This window comes from Pseudooceanicola profundi (genome assembly GCF_050897955.1).
Lineage (GTDB): Bacteria > Pseudomonadota > Alphaproteobacteria > Rhodobacterales > Rhodobacteraceae > Pseudooceanicola.
In genome coordinates this window covers 1,018,225-1,032,688 of sequence record NZ_JBPAXZ010000001.1, presented here as the reverse complement: position 1 = coordinate 1,032,688, position 14,464 = coordinate 1,018,225, and the positions used below count along the sequence as shown (strand labels likewise).

Annotated in this window: 14 protein-coding genes; 7 read left to right on the top strand and 7 right to left on the bottom strand. The window is 64.4% G+C overall.

Features of this window, described 5'->3' with window-relative positions; translation table 11 throughout:
- Nucleotides 1-8: 8 nt before the first annotated feature.
- Nucleotides 9-833 carry a sulfite exporter TauE/SafE family protein gene (locus ACRARG_RS05185; protein WP_432688927.1) on the top strand — a complete coding sequence of 275 codons (825 nt, stop codon included), beginning with the start codon at nucleotides 9-11 and terminating at the stop codon, nucleotides 831-833.
- A gap of 197 nt (nucleotides 834-1,030) precedes the next feature.
- On the opposite strand, the gene ACRARG_RS05180 is transcribed toward ACRARG_RS05185, so the two are convergent.
- On the bottom strand, nucleotides 1,031-1,420 hold the full coding sequence (locus tag ACRARG_RS05180) for a VOC family protein (RefSeq protein WP_432688926.1): 390 nt from the start codon (nucleotides 1,418-1,420) through the stop codon (nucleotides 1,031-1,033).
- A 161-nt stretch (nucleotides 1,421-1,581) separates the two neighbouring features.
- Here ACRARG_RS05180 and ACRARG_RS05175 point away from each other — a divergent pair, with 161 nt between their 5' ends.
- Nucleotides 1,582-2,412, top strand: a complete 831-nt coding sequence (locus ACRARG_RS05175) for a helix-turn-helix transcriptional regulator (protein WP_432688925.1) — start codon at nucleotides 1,582-1,584, stop codon at nucleotides 2,410-2,412.
- On the opposite strand, the gene ACRARG_RS05170 is transcribed toward ACRARG_RS05175, so the two are convergent.
- From ACRARG_RS05170 to ACRARG_RS05150, 5 genes are all read right to left on the bottom strand, one after another.
- Nucleotides 2,381-2,701 carry a TRAP transporter large permease subunit gene (locus ACRARG_RS05170; RefSeq protein WP_432688924.1) on the bottom strand — a complete coding sequence of 107 codons (321 nt, stop codon included), beginning with the start codon at nucleotides 2,699-2,701 and terminating at the stop codon, nucleotides 2,381-2,383. The two genes, ACRARG_RS05175 and ACRARG_RS05170, sit on opposite strands and share 32 nt — an antisense overlap.
- Nucleotides 2,702-2,778: 77 nt before the next feature.
- Nucleotides 2,779-3,651 carry a polysaccharide deacetylase family protein gene (locus ACRARG_RS05165; protein WP_432688923.1) on the bottom strand — a complete coding sequence of 291 codons (873 nt, stop codon included), beginning with the start codon at nucleotides 3,649-3,651 and terminating at the stop codon, nucleotides 2,779-2,781.
- Complete coding sequence (locus ACRARG_RS05160; RefSeq protein ID WP_432688922.1) at nucleotides 3,638-4,360, bottom strand: fumarylacetoacetate hydrolase family protein; 723 nt, start codon at nucleotides 4,358-4,360, stop codon at nucleotides 3,638-3,640. The genes ACRARG_RS05165 and ACRARG_RS05160 overlap by 14 nt, the downstream gene beginning before the upstream one ends.
- A gap of 16 nt (nucleotides 4,361-4,376) precedes the next feature.
- Nucleotides 4,377-5,198 (bottom strand): sulfite exporter TauE/SafE family protein, encoded by an 822-nt coding sequence (locus tag ACRARG_RS05155; RefSeq protein ID WP_432688921.1) that lies wholly within the window; start codon nucleotides 5,196-5,198, stop codon nucleotides 4,377-4,379.
- A gap of 6 nt (nucleotides 5,199-5,204) precedes the next feature.
- Nucleotides 5,205-6,761 (bottom strand): gamma-glutamyltransferase family protein, encoded by a 1,557-nt coding sequence (locus ACRARG_RS05150; RefSeq protein ID WP_432688920.1) that lies wholly within the window; start codon nucleotides 6,759-6,761, stop codon nucleotides 5,205-5,207.
- A 198-nt stretch (nucleotides 6,762-6,959) separates the two neighbouring features.
- Between ACRARG_RS05150 and ACRARG_RS05145 the strand changes: the two genes are divergently transcribed.
- The 3 genes from ACRARG_RS05145 to ACRARG_RS05135 are packed head-to-tail and all read left to right on the top strand — an operon-like array spanning nucleotide 6,960 to nucleotide 11,471.
- Nucleotides 6,960-8,054, top strand: a complete 1,095-nt coding sequence (locus tag ACRARG_RS05145; RefSeq protein WP_432688919.1) for a substrate-binding domain-containing protein — start codon at nucleotides 6,960-6,962, stop codon at nucleotides 8,052-8,054.
- Nucleotides 8,055-8,070: 16 nt separating this feature from the next.
- Nucleotides 8,071-9,021 carry an ABC transporter permease gene (locus ACRARG_RS05140; RefSeq protein ID WP_432688918.1) on the top strand — a complete coding sequence of 317 codons (951 nt, stop codon included), beginning with the start codon at nucleotides 8,071-8,073 and terminating at the stop codon, nucleotides 9,019-9,021.
- A gap of 2 nt (nucleotides 9,022-9,023) precedes the next feature.
- A complete protein-coding gene (locus tag ACRARG_RS05135; RefSeq protein ID WP_432688917.1) occupies nucleotides 9,024-11,471 on the top strand; it encodes an ATP-binding cassette domain-containing protein in 2,448 nt (815 codons plus the stop codon).
- Nucleotides 11,472-11,482: 11 nt separating this feature from the next.
- On the opposite strand, the gene ACRARG_RS05130 is transcribed toward ACRARG_RS05135, so the two are convergent.
- Entirely contained in the window at nucleotides 11,483-12,160 is a 678-nt protein-coding gene (locus tag ACRARG_RS05130) for a GntR family transcriptional regulator (RefSeq protein ID WP_432688916.1), read from the bottom strand.
- 155 nt (nucleotides 12,161-12,315) lie between these two features.
- Here ACRARG_RS05130 and ACRARG_RS05125 point away from each other — a divergent pair, with 155 nt between their 5' ends.
- Both ACRARG_RS05125 and ACRARG_RS05120 read left to right on the top strand, forming a co-directional pair.
- Nucleotides 12,316-12,711 (top strand): RidA family protein, encoded by a 396-nt coding sequence (locus ACRARG_RS05125; protein ID WP_432688915.1) that lies wholly within the window; start codon nucleotides 12,316-12,318, stop codon nucleotides 12,709-12,711.
- A gap of 3 nt (nucleotides 12,712-12,714) precedes the next feature.
- The gene (locus ACRARG_RS05120) at nucleotides 12,715-14,055 is read left to right on the top strand and encodes an amidohydrolase family protein (protein ID WP_432688914.1); all 1,341 of its coding nucleotides are present in this window, start codon (nucleotides 12,715-12,717) and stop codon (nucleotides 14,053-14,055) included.
- Nucleotides 14,056-14,464: the final 409 nt, after the last annotated feature.

The window sequence follows — 14,464 nt, the reverse complement described above, 5'->3', positions numbered from 1 at the left end:
AATCCGCGATGACAGATATGACGCTGACGCTTGAACTGCTGGCCTTTCTGATCGTGATCGGTGGCTTTGCCGGTGTTTTGGCGGGGCTCCTGGGGGTGGGGGGCGGCATCGTGCTGGTGCCGTCGTTCTTTTTCACCTTCCAGATGCTTGGCCATGATGGCCCGCAGACGATGCAGGTCTGCCTTGCCACCTCGCTTGCGACGATCGTCGTGACCTCGCTGCGGTCCGTCGTCAGTCACAACCGCAAGGGGGCGGTGGACTGGGGCATTCTCAGGAGTTGGGCGCCCGGCATTGTCGTCGGGGCAGTGGTGGGCATGCTGACGGTATCGTCGCTGCGCTCGATGACGTTGCAGATGATCTTTGGCGTGCTGGCACTGGGTGTCGGCCTGTATATGGCCGTGGGCAAGAACGGCTGGCGGGTCGCCGAAGAGATGCCGGGTGGCGGAAAACAGTATGTCTATTCACCGGCCGTGGGCTTTCTGTCCGTCCTGATGGGCATCGGCGGAGGCAGCTTCGGCGTGCCGCTGATGAACCTTCACAACGTCCCGATCCACCGGGCGGTGGCGACAGCGGCGGGTTTCGGCGTGCTGATCGCAGTGCCGTCGGCGGTCGGTTTCCTGCTGCTGCCGGTCGACCCGGCCTCACGCCCCCCGTTCACCATCGGCGCCGTAAATGTGCCGGCGTTCATCGTGGTCATCGCCATGACCCTGATGACCGCACCTCTGGGTGTCAGGCTGGCTCATGCCATGGACCCGGCACCGCTGAAGCGGTTTTTCGGACTGTTTCTGATCCTCGTCGCGCTCAATATGCTGCGGAAGGCGATTATGGGGTGATTTCCCGACGGGTCGCGGCCGGTGCACTTGCCCCTCGCGGTTCGTCCGCTGTCCTTTCAGGAAAGATAAGCTCTGAAGCCCGATGGGGCGGGGGTATCAAACGTTCAATCGGTTTCCTTCGGGGGCCCGTGTGGGCCTTCAGATTTCTTCGCAGGGAATTATTGAGGGGGCCGCCCGGAAAAGGCGGCCCGAGAAATTCAGATATCTGCGTATATTTCCAACAGGTTGCCGTCAGGATCGCGGAAAAATACAGTCCGGTGGCCCCAGGGCTGATCGGTCACAGGCAAGGCAAGCGCGATGCCTTTGGCCTCCAGCTCTTCGGCGCAGGCATTTACCTCGTCGGGCGTGACGCGGAAGGCGAGTTGCAGTGACAGCTGACCTTCGGGCGTCGGCGTGTCGTTCCACATCATCCCGTGTTCGGTCAGCGTCAGGATCTGTGATCCGACGGCATATTCGACCCACTGCGGGCCAAGCTCTTTGCGGAGCGGGAAGCCAAGCACATTCTCGTAGAAGGCGCGCATCGCGGGCATGTCGCGGGCGAAGATGATGGTGTAGTCGATGGCTCGGATCTTTGTGAGTGCATTCATTGAATAATCTCCCGTTTCTGCATACAATTTTTGGGGCGCGATCAGGCTCGCCATGGCCGCAGAGGTCAGGGCAAGGCTGTCGCGTCTGGTGATGTTCGGCATGTGGTCAGTCCGTTCATTTCCGATGGGCCAGACATGCCAGAGCCAGGGAAGCGGACCAGATGAAAGATTATACGGGTATCCTGACTACCCCCTTTACGGCCGGGGCCGCGCGGCGCGAAGAGCTCGCCCGGTTCCTGCGGGCGCGGCGAGAGGCGCTGGCACCGCAGCGGCCCGGCGGGCGACGTCGGACCCCCGGTCTGCGGCGCGAGGAGGTCGCGGCAGAGGCCGGGATCTCGGTCACCTGGTACACCTGGCTGGAACAGGCGCGCGATGTGTCGGTTTCGGCCGAGACGCTGCGCCGCGTGGCAAGGGCGTTACAGCTGAACGAGACCGAGGAGCACTATCTTACGGGCCTTGCCCGGCCTGGCGACTTTCGGGCTGCCTCACCCGAAAAGGTCCCGGAGGCACTGCTGACGATCGTTCAGGGTTTATCCCCGCATCCCGCCTATGCAATGGACCGGGTGTTCAACGTGGTGGCGTGGAACGACCCGGCTGAGACGCTCTTCGGTGCGTTCACCACCGGCGATCCGGTCACGGGGAATGTACTGGCGCGGCTTTTTCTGGATCCAGAATGGAAGCGGCTCTTTGTCGACTGGCCCGGAATTGCGCGAAGCGCGGTCGCACAGTTCCGCACGGCGACAGCCGCGTTTGCGCAGGACCCGGAGGTCACCGGTCTGGTGGCGCGGCTGTGCGACGAGGCGCCGGTCTTTGCGACCGTCTGGCAAGCCGCGGAGCTTGCACCGTCGCCGGACTGGACCAAGGTCATCCGACGCGGCAACCGGACGGAAAGCTGGCGCTATTCCGTGCTCCGCCCGGAGGGCGCGGCCAAGGGATTCACCGTAACGCTTTATCTGCCGCTTACCCGGCCAGAGGGCCCGGCAGCCACATGACCAGCGCCTTGCTGCAAGTCAGCAGGGCGCGTGCGACAAGGGCGATGACGATGAAGGGTCGAAGGGTGCCAAAGATTTCCCCGAAGCTTGCGTTGAACGTCGCTATGGCCTTGAAGATGTTGATGCCAAAGGGCGGGCTGATCATGCCGATGGCGATGTTCAGCAAGCTGATCGCGCCGAAATGCACCGGGTCGATCCCGGCGGTGGTCGCGGCGGGACGTCCACCTTCATGGTCAACTCGGCAGGGGCAAGCGACGGGATCAGGAGGGCGGCGGCCAGGCGCAGGCACATTATGGTCCGGTTCCCGCTGTTTGAATGTGTTGTGTCCGGTCCTCCCCGATCCGGCCGGAGCCGGGCTAGACCGTGTCAGGCCGGGCAAACGTCCGAATACCAGTCGAAAATCTCTTCTCCTGTCATGAAGGCGACGTCCTCGTAAGCGGCGATCCGGCGGATGAGGTCGCGGAAATACCGGGCGCGATGCGGGGCGCCCATGATATAGGGATGGACGACCAGCGCCATGATGCGCGCGCTGTCCTCTGCATCTTCGTAGATCTGCTGGAACTGGTCCCAGCCGCGCTGGAAATACTCGCCCGCCTGATGGTGCTGGATCAGCATCATCGCGACGTCGTTGCATTCCTGCGTGTAGGGCAGGTTCACGATCTGGCTGGTGCGGGTATTGAGCCGCACCGGCTGGTCGTCCAGCACCCAGTCGCAGACGTATTCATAGCCCTCTTCGACCAGAATGTCGGGTGTCTCCCATGTCTCGGTCAGGCCCGGTCCAAGCCAGCCGCGGGGGCGTTTGCCGGTGTAATCCTCGATGGCTTTGGTGGTCGCGATGATGTCGGCGCGCTCATCCTCGACCTTTTGCATGTTCTTTTGGGTGAAGCCGTGGCCCATGAACTCCCAGCCCCGGTCATGTGCGGCCTTTGAGATGGGGGCGTAGCTTTGAACCGCCGTACCGTTGATTGCGAGCACGGCCTTTGCGCCGATCTCGTCGATGGATTTGAGCAGCCGCCAGAACCCGACCCGGTTGCCGTATTCGTGCCAGGCCCAGTTGGGGATATCGGGCGAAGGTGATCCGCCTGCGGGCGGCGTCAGCACCGTGCGCGGCATGGTGGCCTTGGGATCCCATTCCTCGATATTCACGATGATCCAGACGGCCATGCGCTTGCCGCCGGGCAATGTCAGTTTCGGCCGGTCAGGGATGGCGGAGTATGAGATGCGTTCAGTTGGCAGCATGGGCTTTGTCCTTTGTCGTAAGTGCGGGCGCGACGGTCACGGTCAGGCCGGGCAGTCCGGCACAGCTTGCCTCCAGCACGTCGCCGGGGACAACCGGGCCAACACCTGCGGGGGTGCCGGTCATGATCACATCACCGGGCATGAGGCGGTATTGGGCAGAGAGATGCGCAATCGTATCCGCCACCCCCCAGATCATAAGGGAGATGTCGCTGTCCTGTTTGACCGCGCCGTTCACGGCGATGCGGATCGGGCCGTCACTTAGGTCACCCGCCCGCGCACGCGGCAGGACTGCACCGATCGGCGCGGAATGGTCGAAGCTTTTCCCCATCTCCCACGGGCGGCGCATGTCGCGGGCTTCGAACTGGAGGTCCCGGCGTGTCATGTCGAGCGCGACGGCATAGCCGAAAACATGATCGAAGGCCTGCGCAGCGGGGATGTCGGCGCCTTCGGTGCCGATGATGACGGCCAGCTCGACCTCGAACTGGAAGTCCGTTGTGGCGGGCGGATAGGGCATTGTACCGTCGGTGACAATGGCATCGGTCGGCTTCTGAAAGAAGAAGGGCGGGTCCTTTTCATCGCCTTCGGCCATCTCCTTGATATGGGCGACATAGTTGCGGCCCACGCAGTAGATGCGGCGCACGGCAATCGTTTCTGCGCTGCCATGGACCGGGATCGTCACCGGGCCTGTCTGGAAATGGGTCTTGGTCATGGGGTCTCCGGGGTCTTCAGGTGAAAGCGGTGGCCAGCATCCGCAGGGCGGTGATGGCGAGGAACAGGGCAAACGCGCGTTTGAGCGCCTGCTGGTTGATCGAATGGGCGAGGCGCGCGCCGATGGGGGCGAAAACCCAAGTGGTCGGAACGATGGCGAGCGCGGCGGGCAAGCTGACATAGCCGAGCGATCCGGCGGGCAGGTCGGGCCGCCCCCAGCCCGCCCAGATGAAGCCAAGCGTGCCGGGAATGGCGATCAGCAGTCCAAAGGCGGCAGCGGTGCCGACGGCGCGGTGGACGGGCACGGACCAGGCGGATTGCACCGGAACGGCGAGCGTGCCGCCGCCGATGCCCATGAGCGAGGAGAACGTGCCGATGAAGAGCGGGACCGGCTGGGCGGCGGGGCCTGTGGGGAGGGCGGGGCCAACGACCAGCGTCTTGGGTATGGCCATGTTGATCGCCACGATCACGGCCACCGCGCCGAAGATCAGCCGCAGCGCATCACCGCTGACATAGCGGGCGGCGAGGCCGCCGATCAGGGCGCCTATCACGATGGCGGGCCCCCATCTGCGGATCAGGGCGTCGTCAACGGCGCCTTTGGCGCGGTGCGCGCGGGTGGAGGAGATGGCGGTCGGGATGATCGTGGCGAGGGAGGTCGCGACGGCCATATGCTGGGAAATCTCGGGCGGGAAGGCGATCAGGGCGAGCACCCAGGACAGCACTGGCACGATGACGATGCCGCCGCCAACGCCGAGGAGGCCGGCGAGGGTGCCGGCAACGGCTCCGGTCGCCAGAAGTCCGGCGGCGAGCGCGATAAGGGTGGGGAGCGTCAGGTCCATGGGGTCTTACCAGGCAAGTGCGCCACCATCGGCGCGGGGGTCGTGGGCGGCTTCGATCCGGCCACCGGGATGCAGGACGACGCCCCCGGCATGGCCGGTGAGGTCGGAGAAATCGGGGATCACCTCGGTGTCGTGGCCAAGGGCGGCGAGGTCGGTGATCACGTCGCCGAACCGCGCCTCCAGCTTGAGGGTGGTCGAAACGTCGCCCCATGTCCGGCCCAGCAGCCAGCGGGGGGCGGCGATGACCTCGGCCAGTGGTTGGTTCAGCCCGGCGTAGCGGGTGAAGATCGCGGCCTGTGTCTGCGGCTGCCCCTCTCCGCCCATGGTGCCGTAGGCGATGCGGCGGCCGTCTTTGAGGCGGGCCATGGCGGGGTTGAGCGTGTGGAAGGGGCGCGCGCCGGGGCGCAGCATGTTCGGCCCTTCCGCCCGCGAGAAGGCCGCGCCGCGGTTCTGGAACAGGACACCGGTCGTGGGGCAGACAAGGCCCGAGCCGAACTCCCAGAACACCGACTGGATATAGCTGACCATGGTGCCGTCGCGGTCGCAGCAGCCCATCCAGATCGTGCCGCCATCGCGGGAAGGGGCGGGCCAGGCGGCGGCGCAGGAGAGGTCGATCCTGGCCGCCATGTCGGTGAGGGCGCGGTCGGTCAGCCAGTCTTCGGGGCGGGCTGTCATATAATCAGGGTCACCGATATGCGCGTTGCGGAGGCGGAAGGCAGGTTTCGTCGCCTCGACCAGACGGTGGACAAGGCCGGTGCCGTCTGAGGTCGCGGCACCGAGCCGGTCATAGATTCCAAGGATCATGAGTGACGCTGCGCCCTGGGTCGGAGGGGGCATGTTCCACAGAGTGGCTCTGCCGATCGCGGCAGAGAGGGGCGTGACGGTTTCGGCCTGCGCGGCGGCGAAATCATCGGTTCGGAGGGGGGAACCGACCTCCTGCAGCCAGGTGGCGTGATGCGATGCGGTTTCGCCGGTATAGAAGTCCCGTAGGCCTTTCCGCGCCAGCCGGTCGAGCGTTTCGGCAAGCGCGGGGTTGGTGAGGGTATCGCCTTCGGCCGGGGCTTTGCCGCCGGGCGCGAATACCAAAAACCCCGGCTGGTCCACCAGTTCCGAGAGCTTGGCCGAGGTATGGCGTGACTGGCTGCCGGTGACGCGTATGCCGTCCCCGGCATAGTCTATCGCGTCGCGGAGCAGGCGAGACAGCGGCAGGCGCGTCGACGCGGATTCAAGCGCTTCCTGCCAGCCTGCAACTGCCATGGGCACGGTCAGCGCAGCGCGGGGGCCGCGGGTGGGGATATCGTCGGAATAGCTTTCGGGTGTGGCCAGAGCGGCGGCGCGGCCTGCCGCGGAGATGCCGTAGACGGACCCGTCCGCCCGCGAGATGAGCCAGAATCCGTCGCCGCCGATTCCGTTCATATGCGGATAGGTGACGGCGATGGTGGCGGCGGCGGCCACCATCGCCTCGATGGCCGTGCCGCCGTCCTGAAGGACAGACAGGCCGGTGCGCGCGGCAGCGCTATGGGGGGCGGCAAAGGCACCGATCTGACCCGTAGCTGAATACATTGGCGGCGTTCCTGCGGTTTTGTTGTGCACTCTGTGCGAGATGCATCCCTGTGTGGGTCAACTTTGCTATTGGAATCAGAATTGCATACAATTTGGTGGTTGACAACGGGGAATGTATTCGTCCTGTATGGCCCCAGAACAGGACGTGCCGTGCAAGGTGCGCCATTGACGTCACCGACATTCCACTAGGGACCCACAATGAAACATCTCATGACGACGACCTTTCTGATCGCACTGGCACCCGCCGCGATTGCAGAGGGTTTCAAAGACCTCGATATGGCTGACGGAAAGGTTGGCACCCGCGCAGAAGCCCTCCCTATGGAGCAGTTCTGCGGCGACAAACCCCTGCGCGTGGCCTATTCAGACGGGTGGGGGGGCAACTTCTGGCGCCGCGCGACCCGCGCAGAGTTCGAAGAAGAAGCGGCCAAATGCCCGAACATCACCGAAGTTCGCTACACCGATGCTGAGGGCAATCCGCAGAAGCAGATCAGTGACATTCAAGGGCTGATCGCCCAGGGCTTTGATGCGATCATCGTGCAGCCTGACGGCGGCGCCGCCATCGTCCGCGCAATGCGTCAAGCGATGGATCAGGGGATTGCCGTGGTCCCGTTCGAAACCGGGAATACTTTCCCCGGTACGCCGGGCACGGATTACGTTGTCAACGTCTCTCCGGATGTGGTGGGCATCGGCCGTACCTCGGCCGAATGGGTGGTGAATGCGCTTGGCGGCGAAGGCAATGTCGTTGTCATGGGCGGCACACCCGGCAATTCCTACACCGCCAATCAGGCCATCGGCTGGAAAGAAGTGTTCGACGCGACACCCGGTATCACCGTGCTGGAAGGCCCGGTCGTGACCAACTGGGATCCGGCCAAAGCCCAGCAGGTGATGACAGCGATGCTGTCGAAATACGAGGCGATCGACGGCATCCTGTCGGAAACCTCGGGTCCGATCCGGGCTTATCAGGCGGCGGGCAAATCCGTTCCGGCCTGGGTCGGGCAGGACGGCAACGAGCTGAGCTGCCTTTATAAAGAGTTGTCGCCGGAGATGGGGGATTTCCAGATGGCCAACCTTGAAAGCCACACCTGGACCTCCCGAATTGCGCTGCGCAAGGCTGTCGCGGCTGCGAATGGGATGAACAACCCTGAACCGTCGATCATTGAGGTGCCGCTTTTCGAGGACTCGCTGTCAGACGACCCGGCGCTGGCCGTGAAGTGCGACCCCGACCTTGCCGCGGGGGCGATCCTGTCCGCTGGGATCGACAAGGCGAAACAGCAAGAGATGCTTGGCCAGTAACGTGGCCCAGCTTGTGTTGAGCAGAGGTGCCCTGCCTGGTTTCGGCCGGGTGGGGGCCATCCTGACCGCGACGGCGCTGGCCTTCGCGGTCGGGGCCGTGGTTGCGCCCAGTTCCCTCTCGTCTGCTTCGATCTGGGGGATGCTGCCGCTGGTCGCGGTGCTCTCTATCGTCGCGCTTGGGCAACATCTGGTCATCCAGCAGCGCGGGTTGGACCTGTCGGTCGCGGGGGCAGTTTCGGTCGCGGCGGTGATCGTGACGGCCATGCCCGACCGGGCCGCCGGGGCCGGAGATGTGGTGCTCTGGTCTGCTATGGCCATAGGTGGTGCCTGCGCCATCGGGCTTTTGAACGGTGTGCTGGTGGTGCTGCTGAATGTGCCGGCCCTCATCGCGACAATTGGCGTGAACTCGCTTTTCACCGGGGTCGCCATCTGGCTGGCCGGAGGTGTCCCGCGTCAGGGGCCGCGCCCTTTGGTCGCGCTTGGGCGGGCGGAGGTGCTTTCCCTGCCGGTGATCCCGATCCTTGCCCTGATCATCGTTGCCGTGACAGCACTTGCGATGTCGCGCATGGTGATCGGGCGCAATCTGACCGCCGTTGCGGTCAACCCCGCGACCGCCCGCCTGCTGGGGCTGCCGGTCCGGTCGCTGCGGCTGGCCGCCTATGCGACGGCAGGCGCCTTTTACGGGATCGCAGGTGTTCTGCTGGCCGCGCACCTTGCGACACCTTCGGTGCTGTCCGGTCTGCCTTACGTTCTGGCCTCGGTCGCCGCGGTGGTCGTCGCGGGCAATTCGGTGGCCGGCGGAGCCCCCGCCAGCGTCGTCGCCACCGCCATTGGCGCGCTCTTCCTAACCTATCTTGGTCAGCTGGTGTTGTCGGTCGGCATGCCGGTGTCGGCACAGGCCATCACCCAGGCGGCCATTGTCCTGATCAGCGCGGTCATCGCCGCACGTGCCGGAGGCCGGGGATGAAAATGGAAGCACCCCTGACCCCTGTGATGACGCTTGAAACCGTGTCGAAAAGCTTTGGTGAGGTTCAGGCGCTGAAGCCCGTGTCGCTGGCATTCCTCCCCGGAGAGGTGCATGCCATTGTCGGTGAAAACGGCGCCGGGAAGTCGACTCTGATCAATATCGCCAGCGGCAACCTCGTGTCGGATACCGGTGCGGTCACGGTTGCCGGAGAGACGGTACCCGCCGATCCTGCAAGTTTTCTCGCCGCCGGTGTGGCGGTGGTTTTTCAGCATCCGTCGCTTCTGCCTGACCTTACGGTTCTCGAGAACCTCAAGCTTGTCGCCCCGGCGCTGACCCCATCCGGAGCGAGGGACCTGCTGCATCGCGTCTCGCCCGCACGGAGCTTTGACCTTGGTCGTCGGGTCGACAGCCTGTCCATCGCCGAGCAGCACGTTCTGGAAATCGCCAAGGCCCTGGCAACCGCGCCCAGGCTGATCTTTTTTGACGAGCCGACTGAACCGTTCCAGCGCGATGAGGTGGACGCCCTTTTCACCCTCATCGACGACCTGCGGGCGGCGGGCCTTGCCATCGTCTATGTCTCGCATCGCCTGCATGAGGTGACGCGCATTGCCGATCATATCTCGGTTCTAAGGGACGGTGCGCTGATTGCCGGGGCCCCGGCGTCGGACCTGTCGCACGACCAGATCGTCACGCTGATTGCCGGACGCGAACTGAATCAGGTCTTCCCCGCAAAATGCGCGACCCCGGGGCGGGTGGAATTCGAAGCCGTGGGGATGTCGGGCGACGGCTTTGACGACCTCTCCTTCAAGATCCGCGCGGGAGAAATACTCGGCTTTGCGGGGGTTGAGGGCGAGGGCCAGCGCGAGGCGCTGCGCGGACTGGCGGGGGCCAACCCGGCACCGTCGGGCGACATGTTGATCGGCGGGCAGGCGATTGCAGTCTCGGGCGTAGCGGCGACCCGGGCGGCGGGCCTGCGGTTTGTGCCGGACGACCGGCACCGCGAAGGCGTGTTTCTGAACCTCTCGGTCCGCGAGAACCTGAGCCTTGGTGCCCTGTCCAAGGTCAGCCGGTTCGGCTGGATCCGTCCCCTGTCCGAGGTCGACCGGGCGGCAGAGATCGTGCAGGGCTCGCAGGTCAAAACGGCGGGGGTCGAGGCGCCGGTCTCCTCGCTGTCCGGGGGGAACCAGCAGAAGGTCGTGATCGGCCGCGCGCTGGCCGACGCGCCACGGGTCCTGCTGGTGGACGAGCCAACCAAGGGCGTCGATGTCGGTGCGCGCAGCGAGATCTACCGCCGCATCCGGGAGCTGTCTGACAGCGGTGTGCCGGTCATCGTGCTGTCGTCGGACGCGGTGGAGCTTGAAGGGCTTTGCGACCGCGTGCTGGTATTTTCGCGCGGCCGGGTTGTGACCGAATTGACCGGAGAGGACGTTACGGAACGCCAGATCACCCATGCTAATATGACTGCCACGGCCACGCGAACCGAGCGCCAGAACAGGACACGGTCCCGCTGGCGGCGGGTCGCTGACAGTGACGTGACGCCGGTGGCGGTCCTGTTGCCGCTGGTTGCGCTGATCGCGGCGGGAACGCAGATGATGTCGCCCTATTTCCTGACCGCATTCTCGATCCAGTCGATGCTGATGCTGCTGGCCATCCTCGCCTTTGTCTCGGCCGGTCAATTGCTGACTGTCCTGACGGGTGGCGTCGATATCTCGGTCGGAGCCTTGGCGGGGCTCTGCGTGGTGCTGGCGTCCTTCCTGTTGCCGGATGGCGCCGGGGTTGGGGCACTGGTCCTTGGCGCGGCAGGAATCCTTGGCATCTGCGCGGCTTACGGAGCTGCGCAGGGCTGGCTGATCGCCTATCGGGGTTTGCCGGCCATCGTGGTCACCGTGGCAACCTTCATGGGTCTTCAGGGCGTATCGCTGGCGCTGAGGCCTGAGCCTGCGGGAATGATCTCTTACCCGATGGCATCGGTCTTCGCCTCGCCGCTGCTGGGGGTTCCGGCTGCCATGGTTGCCGCCCTGATGGCTCTCGTCGCGCTTGAGGCCGTTCTGACGCGTAGCCGTCTCGGACGCGCGTTTCGTGCGACCGGGTCGAACGCGGGCTATGCGGCCAGGCTGGGTCTGCCCGCGCGAAGGCTGACGGTCATGGCCTATACTGGCTGTGCCGTTCTGACCGGGATGGGGGGATTGCTGCTGGCCGCGCAGGTTGGTGTCGGATCGGCGGTTACGGGGGTAGACCTGTCCATTATGTCCGTGACGGCGGTCATGATCGGCGGCGTTTCGGTTACCGGAGGGCGGGGCTCGATGCTGGCCACGCTGGCCGGGGCGGCGCTGGTGCAGGTGATCTCCTCTGCGTCGTCGTTCCTCTATTCCGACAGTGCCCTTCACAATATCGAGCTGGGCCTCGTGACCATCGCCGCAGCCGTGCTCTTCAGTCTGGTGCGCCGATGAACGGTGCGCTGTCAGCCGCGGGCCCGTGCGAAATCACGTGCCACCGCCCGGCGCACGTCCAGCACATGGGCGCGCATAAGATCCTCGGCCTCACGCGGCTGGCGGGCGAGGATGGCGGCGTAGACCTCATGGTGCTGATGGGCGCGCGAGCGGACGGAGTCGAGCGAAAAGCTCATCACGTTCTGGGTCAGCGTCTGCGGGATATTGTTGCACAGCCCGATTACATCGGCGACCAGACGCGACCGCGCCGCGCGGTGGATCGTCAGGTGGAACCTGTCGTTGGACTGGGAATAGGCGCGGCGTGCTTCGGCAACGTCGTCAAGCTCCAGCGCACGGTCGCCTTCGGCCAGCGCCGCCTCGATCTCGATCTCGTCTTCGGGTTTGAGACCGCGTTCGGCCGCCAGTCTGGCCGCGAGCCCTTCGGCCAGCGCCCGCATCTCGAAGGCATCAATGATATCGGCGACGTCAAACTGACGGACAAAGAAGCCGCGGTTGTCCTTGTATTCGACCAGCCCTTCGCCGGCCAACAGCTGAAGCGCCGTGCGCACCGGCGTCCGCGAGACACCGAGCTGCCCGGCAAGCTGAACCTCGTTCAGCCGCGCGCCCGGCTCCCACACACCATCGAGAAGCGATGTCCTGAGGCTGCGCGCAACACCTGTGCCCCGCTTCTCACTGTTCTCACTGACCATTTTCGTCTCCGTCCTTCGGGTGTTTTCAGGATATTAGGGTGGGCGAGAATTGGCAAGATTGCATCCATCAGTGGCCGAATGGTGAATAACTGTACCACTTTAGGTTCAATGATCGGATTTCGATCAAATATTGCGCTCAATTTACGGAGGATCATATGACCCTAACGCGCCTTTGTCCCGAGGGGGTCGCGGATTCCTCTCCCTTTGGCTACATTCCATCAATCAGGTGCGACGGGCCCAACCGGCTATGGATGATCTCCGGTCAGATCGGCACAAGTCCGGAGGGTCCAAACGATTTCGAAAGCCAGATGCATCGTGCCTTCGACAGGCTTGAAGCGGTGCTCGCCTCGGAGGGGCTGGCCCCCTCTGATGTCGTTCGGATTACTTTGCTGGTCGTTGACCACGACACGGACAAGCTGGGCTTGATCTGTGCCAAGCGGAAAAGTTTTTTTGGATCCAGCCTGCCGACATCCACGCTGATCCCGGTGCCGTGCCTTGCGCTGCCGGACATGGTCTTTGAAGTTGACGCCATCGCCGTGAAGGAGGCCTGAGCCATGATCCTGTTTCAGAACGGACACGTTATTTCCATGGACCCCGGCCGCCCCCGGACCGAGCGCTGCGACATCCTGATCGACGGCGACCGGATCCGGGACATGGGTCGGATCACACCGTCTGAGGGGGTCGAGGTGATCGATGCCTCGCGCATGATCCTGTTGCCGGGGCTGGTCAATGCGCATCTGCACACATGGCAGACAAACCTGCGGGGGATGGCGGGGAACTGGACTTTTGGCCGCTATCTGCAGGCGATGCACCAGGGCCTCGCCACCGCATATCAGCCTGAGGACATTGCGCTGTCGAACCGGATCGGAGCGATGACGCAGATCCACGGCGGCACCACGACGCTGGTCGACTGGTGCCACAACAACCCCACGCCCGAGCATACCGACGCGGCCATCGACGGGCTGCGCGCCGCGGGCATCCGGGCGGTCTTCATGCATGGCTCGCCCAAGCCAGCGCCCGCGCCCGGTCAGCGTCCCTATTCCGAAATCCCCATGTCGCGGAGCGAGGTCGAGCGGCTGGCAAAGGCGGAGCTCGGGCCGCTGATCGACCTTGGCCTTGCCATCCTCGGGCCGCGCGATTCCACTTTTGAGGTCAGCGTCGAGGATCTGAAGCTCGCCCGCGAATTCGGGCTTGTCGCCTCGGCGCATACGGGCGGACGGCCCTTCATGTATGACGGTGCGATCATGCGGCTTGCGGCCGAGGGCCTGATCGACGGCAAGGTCAACTTCGTGCATGCCAACAATTTTACCGACGACGAACTGGCGCTGTTTCACGATTGCGGGGGCACGATCACCACGACGGCCGAGGTCGAGCTCTCCATGGGGTTCGGCCGTCCGCTGACCGGGCGCTGGCGCGATCTGGGTGGCGATCTTTCGATCGGAACCGATGTGGAACCCGCCTGCGGTGCTGACATGTTCGCCTCCATGCGCATGACGCTGCAATATCAAAGGGACGAGGATTACCGGGCCGCCGCCACTGCGGCGGTGCCGCTCGACGAGAGCAAGCTTCTGACCGGCTATGACGCACTTGGATGGGCCACCATGGGCGGGGCGCGCATGCTGGGTCTTGAGGATCGGATCGGGTCGCTCGCGCCGGGAAAAGCGGCGGATCTGATCGCGTTCGACTGCGACGACCCGCTCCTGGCGCCGGTGCTCGACCCGATTGCCACGGTGGTCCTTCATGCCGGACCCAGCCAGGTCGAGACCGTGATGATCGCAGGTCGATTTGTGAAACGTCACGGGCGGCTTGTGCAAGCCATCGCGCGATCAGATACTGAGGCAATGGAACAGTCGGCCAAACGGATCATAGCAACTGCTGGTGCCCAATTGGATTGACGGCCTGGATCAAGTGACCGCGACTTCGGGCCTTCACTGCGTCGGAGCGCGTTGAGAGTTCTTCAATCAGTCCATGCCAAACGTCCGCTCTTTGAGGATAGGTGGCCTTCTTCCAGCTCGTAGCGGATGACAGCGTCCCGCCTCAAATGCCAGCGGCTGCTTTGGACCCAGTGCCGACTTTGGTGCCAGGCGCGGCGGATGGCCGGTGCCTGTCCGAAGCGGTCAGCCGACCAAGGTACAGCCAAGCTCCATAAGGAGACAACGTGACGGATGCAACGCGGCGTACCGTTGTCAGCTCATGAGAAACCATTCCACGCGCCGCATGATGTGTTCATCGCAAGAAACCGCCTAAGCGATGTAGTGCCTTGCCGTGTAGCACTGCTGGAACAGGATAGTCGGCCTTGCTGTC